5 protein-coding genes and 1 pseudogene are annotated in these 4,362 nt (G+C 71.0%); 2 read left to right on the top strand and 4 right to left on the bottom strand.

Annotation, left to right across the window (positions count from 1 at the left end; genetic code table 11):
- On the bottom strand, positions 1-342 hold a 342-nt coding region (locus NON22_RS20820; protein WP_257388903.1), incomplete at its 3' end, for a winged helix-turn-helix domain-containing protein.
- Positions 343-579: 237 nt separating this feature from the next.
- Here NON22_RS20820 and NON22_RS20825 point away from each other — a divergent pair.
- A complete protein-coding gene (locus tag NON22_RS20825) occupies positions 580-1,743 on the top strand; it encodes a M23 family metallopeptidase (RefSeq protein ID WP_257388904.1) in 1,164 nt (387 codons plus the stop codon).
- A gap of 63 nt (positions 1,744-1,806) precedes the next feature.
- On the opposite strand, the gene NON22_RS20830 is transcribed toward NON22_RS20825, so the two are convergent.
- The 3 genes from NON22_RS20830 to NON22_RS20840 all read right to left on the bottom strand — a co-directional run bounded on the left by NON22_RS20830 (position 1,807) and on the right by NON22_RS20840 (position 4,103).
- Entirely contained in the window at positions 1,807-2,430 is a 624-nt protein-coding gene (locus NON22_RS20830; protein WP_257388905.1) for a CDP-alcohol phosphatidyltransferase family protein, read from the bottom strand.
- A gap of 96 nt (positions 2,431-2,526) precedes the next feature.
- Positions 2,527-3,165, bottom strand: coding sequence for a rhomboid family intramembrane serine protease (locus NON22_RS20835; protein WP_257388906.1), 639 nt, complete (start codon positions 3,163-3,165; stop codon positions 2,527-2,529).
- Positions 3,166-3,464: 299 nt separating this feature from the next.
- On the bottom strand, positions 3,465-4,103 hold the full coding sequence (locus tag NON22_RS20840) for a rhomboid family intramembrane serine protease (protein ID WP_257388907.1): 639 nt from the start codon (positions 4,101-4,103) through the stop codon (positions 3,465-3,467).
- A gap of 77 nt (positions 4,104-4,180) precedes the next feature.
- On the opposite strand from NON22_RS20840, the pseudogene NON22_RS20845 reads away from it, so the two are divergent.
- Positions 4,181-4,362, top strand: a pseudogene (locus NON22_RS20845) (hypothetical protein); the annotation flags it as partial.

A 4,362-nucleotide genomic window follows, 5' to 3' on the forward strand; every position in this document is an offset into this window, starting at 1 on the left:
ATTCGCCGCCGGCCGCAGCGCTGCAACCGGGCCTTCCAGGCGCAGGCCGGCGCCGCGCACGCTGACGAGGCGCCCGGCGTCGGCGCCGAGCGCGTTGCGCAGCTTGAAGATGACCTGGCTCAGCGATTCGTCGGAAACCAGGCGACGGCCCGGCCACAGCGCGGCAATCAGCTCCTCGCGCGCGAACAGGCGGCCCGGCGCGGCGCAGAGCAGCTGCAGCAGGCGCAGCGCGCGCGCCGGACAGTTCTGCACCTCGCCGGCCGTGCGCAGCTGGAATGCGCCCGTGTCGAACTCGACCTGGCCGAATCGGTAGCTCACGGCGGGCGGGGGATTGGACGGCATGGTCGCGGCCGCGGACAGGGAGCCGGATCGTCGCGCCCGCCGCCGGCCGGCGTCAAACGCCTGCGACACGTCGACCGCTCGCCGCGGCAATGCCGCAGACGGCCGTCCCGCCGCCGATCAGCCAGCGATAAGCGCGAAATAACCCAGCCCTGGCCGCCGCATCAGGCAGGCGCGGACGGCGGCGATCACGCTGCGACCGCGGTTCGATCCGACCGCGCGCCCCCCGGAGTCCCACTCATGTCACCTCGCTGGTCGTTCCCCCTCGCCGTCCTGCTGGCCGGCACGGCCGTCGCCGCCGAACCGCTGGCCATCCGCACCTATCCCGAACGCGAGATCCGCGTGCACGAGATCGACCGCCAGCACGGTCTTCATTCGGCGCTGCTGCAGAACCTGGCGCTGGTCAACGAAAGCGGTCAGGCGTTGACCGTCGAACGCGTGCAGCTGTCGCTGCAGATCGACCGCGGCACGCAGCAGACCCAGGTGCTCGAAGCGGCCGAGCTCGCGCGTCTGGCCGCCCGCAGCCGGACCTTGGCCGACGGCGGCCTGCTCGACCTGTTCGATTTCCAGTTCCGGCCGTCGCAGCTGCTCGGCGACGGCGTGCAGCCGTCGGCGAGCGCGAGCCTCGCGCCCCGGCAGGCGCTGCTGCTGCTCTATCGCCCGTTCCTGTTCAACGGCACCGCGACGGCGCTGCAGGTCGACGTCGACGCGCGCGACGCGACCGGCCAGCCGCTGCAGGCCCATCGTGCGATTCCGCTGTCCGCCCGCGTCGCGCGCGGCTATCGCTTTCCGCTGAGCGGCAGCTGGTACGTCGCCGCGAGCGCGTCGTTCCATACCGCGCACCGCTGGGCCGTGGCCGAGGAATTCGCCTACGACCTCCTGCGACTCGGCGCCGACGGCCGCACCCACCGCGGCAAGGGACAGCGGCTCGCCGATTTCCATGCCTACGGCCGGCCCGTGCTCGCCGCGCGCGGCGGCAAGGTCGTCCGCGCGGTCGACGATGTCGCCGAAGACGCCGGCCTGCTGCGCCGCGCCGGCGAGAGCAAGCCCGACTACCTGCAGCGCGTCATGCAGAACCAGGCCGCGCTGCTCGCGACAGGCAAGTCGAAAGCCGCCGGCAGCCACGTCGTCGTCGATCACGGCAACGGCGAGTTCTCGAGCTATGCGCACCTCGTGCCGGGTTCGCTCCGGGTCGAGGCCGGCGACACGGTGCGGGCCGGACAGGTGCTCGGCAGACTCGGCCACTCGGGGAATTCCACCGAGCCGCACCTGCATTTCCAGGTCTGCGACGGACCCGATCCGCTGTATTGCGCGGGCCTGCCGGTGCAGTTCGACGATCTCGACGTCGTGACCGGCGACGTCGAGCGCGCGCTGCAGGCCGGCGACATGGTCATCGCGCGCTGAGCGGCCGCGCCGCGGCGCGTGCAGGTCCGCCGGGAATCGCGACGGCGGTTCCCGACGGATGGGCTAGAGCTTCGGAATGCGCAGCGTCTTGCTGATCATCAGCGAGCCCGACACCGCGAACATCAGCGCGAGCGGATGCAAGGTCCACGGGCCGAGCTCGACCGCGCCGAGCCAGACCGCCTCGCCGATGCGGCCCTGCCACGCGGCGACGGCCAGGATCACGACCAGCAGCAGGCTCGTCGGAATCGGCGTGCCTTCGAAGTACCTGACCTTGCCGCTCTCGTTGGACGACAGCGCCTCGGCCGTGATGTTGTAGCGCGCGAGGCGGCTGACGCCGCAGCAGACGAAGTAGCCGAGGATGACGCAGTCCCAGAACCCGCGCAGGCCGGCGGCGAAGCCGATCGCCGCGGGCGCGACGCCGAAGGAAATCACGTCGGCCAGGGAATCGAGCTCGCGGCCCAGCGCCGACTGCTGCTGGCGCCAGCGCGCGATGCGGCCGTCGAGCACGTCGAACACGAACGCGGCCGGAATGAACGCGGCGGCGAGCAGCAGGCTCAGGTGGCTGCCGGGCACGACGCTGGCCATCGCCGCGAACACGGCGGCCATGCCGCAGGCCGCATTGGCCAGGGTGAACCAGTCGGCCAGGTGAAAACCGCGAATCATGGAAAAATGGTTTTTTTCACTCATGGCGGAGCGTCCTTGGTCGAGGGCCGGCCGCGCCTGCGGCCGCGACCGTCCTGATAGGCGATGCTACAACGGCCGCTGCCGATCGACGCAGCCCGCTCACGGCACGAGCCAGCGGCGCGGCCTCAACGGCAGCCGCCCGCGCCAGTACTGCACGAGCAGCCAGCCGCCGGCCATGCCGCCGAGGTGCGCGAAATGCGCGACGCCGGCCTGGCTGCCGAGCACGCCGTGCAGCAGCGACAGTCCGCCGAGCAGCAGCGCCAATGTGCGCAGCTGCAACGATACCGGCAGCGGCAACAGCCGCAGCCGGCGCTCCGGATACAGCGAGGCCGCCGCGGCGAGCAGGCCGTAGATCGCGCCGGAGGCGCCGATGATCGCACCGGCACCGTCGCCGATGCCCAGCAGCAACTGGCAGGCGCCGGCGCTGACCAGGCAGAACAGGTAGTAGAACAGGAACGGACCGCTGCCCATGCAGCGCTCCAGCAGCGGCCCGAACAGCACGAGGCCGAGCAGGTTCAGCGCGACATGCACGAAGTCCGCATGCAGGAAACCGTAGCTCAGCAGCTGCAGCGGCTGGAAGGCCGCGACGACCTCGCGGCCGGCGATCGAGCCGAGCAGGTGTTCGCCGGGCGGCCACAACGCCAGATGCACGAGCATGCGGTCGCCGAGGAACAGCTGCGCCGTGTACATGACGCCGTTGGCGATGGCGAGCCAGACGACGACGAGCGGTTGATTCATGGCAGCGGCGACATGCGACGGAACGCGATGGAAGGCCGCAAGCTTGTCCAGCCGGCGGGAGCTTGGCAAGCGCGCCGCGATCGTCGCAGCGACCGGCCGCCACGCGGCATCGGCGCGTCATGCGGCCGTCACGCGCGCGGCCGCGCCCGCGGCTGCCGGACAGGCCGGATTCCGGTGTCGGCTCCGAACCGTCTCCTCATCGACGGACGGCCAAGGCTGCGCAGTACGCGTTCCGCGGGTTCGCGAGGACCCGCATCCGCACGCAGGGGCAGCGCCGCGGAGGCGTCTGAGGATCGTCCTCAGCCGCGCGGCTTCCACGGCAGCCGGCCGCGCCAGTACTGCAGCAGCACGAACCCGGCGAGCATGCCGCCCAGATGCGCGAAGTGCGCGATGCCGGCGAGGGTGCCGGTCACGCCGAACAGCAGCTCGGCGGCGCCGTACAGGGTGACGAACAGCCAGGCCGGAATCGGAATGGGGATCGGGAACAGGATCAGCTGCTCGCGCGGGAAGAACAGCGCGAATGCGAACAGCACGCCGAACACGCCGCCGGATGCGCCGACCGTCGGATAGAAGCCGCCCGTGAAATATTCGATCGTCAGCAACTGGGCGACTGCCGCGCCGACGATGCAGACGACGTAGTAGATCAGGAAATGCCGGCCGCCGAGCACGCGCTCGATCGGGCCGCCGAGCATGAACAGCGCGAGCATGTTCATCAGCAGATGCGTCGGCCCCGAATGCAGGAAGCCGTAGGTCAGCACCTGCCAGAGCTGGAAGCCGACCGTGATCGTGCTGCCGTCGGGCGCCGTGCCGGTGCGCTCGCCGATCGGCCACAGCGCAAAGTCGAGCAAGGCGGTCTCGCCGAGCAGCATCTGCAGCAGATAGATGCCGACGTTCGCGATCAGCAGCGCTCGGATGACGGGCGGAAGTTGGGAGAACATGCGCAGTCCTGTCGCGCCGACGAGTCGACGGGTATTGTGAGGGACCAGCCGCTGGCCGGACGACACGAACGCGAATGATGCCGCAAACCGCCGATCTCGACACGATGGCCGACACGCTGGCTGCCCAGGGCTGGATCGTCGCGACGTCTTTCCTCGATGCGGGCGAGGTCGCGGCGCTCGCGGCCGACTGCCGCGCGCTGGACCGGTCCGCCGCGCTGACCCCCGCGGCGACCGGCCGCGACAGCGGCCGCCGCCTGTC

The organism is Tahibacter caeni, assembly GCF_024609805.1.
Taxonomy (GTDB): Bacteria; Pseudomonadota; Gammaproteobacteria; order Xanthomonadales; family Rhodanobacteraceae; genus Tahibacter; species Tahibacter caeni.

Bases quoted from the DNA above. Each gene is read 5' to 3' on its own strand.
- NON22_RS20825 (WP_257388904.1), top strand. From the start codon at position 580: ATGTCACCTCGCTGGTCGTTCCCCCTCGCCGTCCTGCTGGCCGGCACG.
- NON22_RS20830 (WP_257388905.1), bottom strand. From the start codon at position 2,430: ATGAGTGAAAAAAACCATTTTTCCATGATTCGCGGTTTTCACCTGGCC.
- NON22_RS20835 (WP_257388906.1), bottom strand. From the start codon at position 3,165: ATGAATCAACCGCTCGTCGTCGTCTGGCTCGCCATCGCCAACGGCGTC.
- NON22_RS20840 (WP_257388907.1), bottom strand. From the start codon at position 4,103: ATGTTCTCCCAACTTCCGCCCGTCATCCGAGCGCTGCTGATCGCGAAC.